Here is an 819-nt window from a genome sequence, read left to right on the forward strand (position 1 = left end):
ACATCACTTGCTTTCGGGTACTGTTCCAAGATGGCCTTAAGATCATCCCCAGGGAACGGATACAATTGCTCGATACGAATCACCGCAGTATCAGTAATTTCATTATGCTGTTGGAAATTCAACAGGTCATAATAAACCTTACCGCTACACATAATGACGCGTTTTATATTGCGAACATCATCAACATAGCTATCGCCAATAACTGTCTGGAATGTACCTGAGCTCAAATCATCAAGCGTTGAGGTAGCTTCTTTGTGACGAAGTAAACTCTTCGGCGTAATGGCGATCAGAGGCTTCCTCAAAGGTCGTTTAACCTGACGACGAAGCATATGGAACACCTGTGCTGGCGTAGTTGGCACACAAACCTGGATATTATGCTCAGCACACAACTGCAAGTAGCGTTCCAAGCGAGCGGAGGAGTGTTCAGGACCCTGACCTTCATAACCGTGAGGTAGTAGCATGGTTAGGCCACATAGGCGCCCCCACTTTAACTCACCACTGGTAATAAACTGGTCAATAACAACTTGTGCGCCGTTTGCGAAGTCACCAAACTGAGCTTCCCAAACTACGAGTGCACCAGGGTTGGTCGTTGCAAAACCATATTCAAAGGCAAGAACCGCCTCTTCCGATAACAAGGAGTCGATAATCTCGCACTTAGGCTGATCTTCTTTGATATTCTGCAAAGGCACATAAGTCGATCCATCTGTCTGGTTGTGTAAAACAACATGACGATGAGAGAAGGTACCGCGACCAACATCTTGACCTGAGATACGAATTTCATGACCTTCTGCTAGCAAACTAGCATAAGCCATTACCTCG

The 819-nt window shown here is 45.9% G+C and carries 1 pseudogene; it reads right to left on the reverse strand.

Annotation, left to right across the window (positions count from 1 at the left end):
• Positions 1 to 819: pseudogene (locus A3766_RS24700) on the reverse strand (2-oxoglutarate dehydrogenase E1 component); the annotation flags it as partial.

The sequence above is a fragment of the Oleiphilus sp. HI0132 genome, from assembly GCF_001635845.1.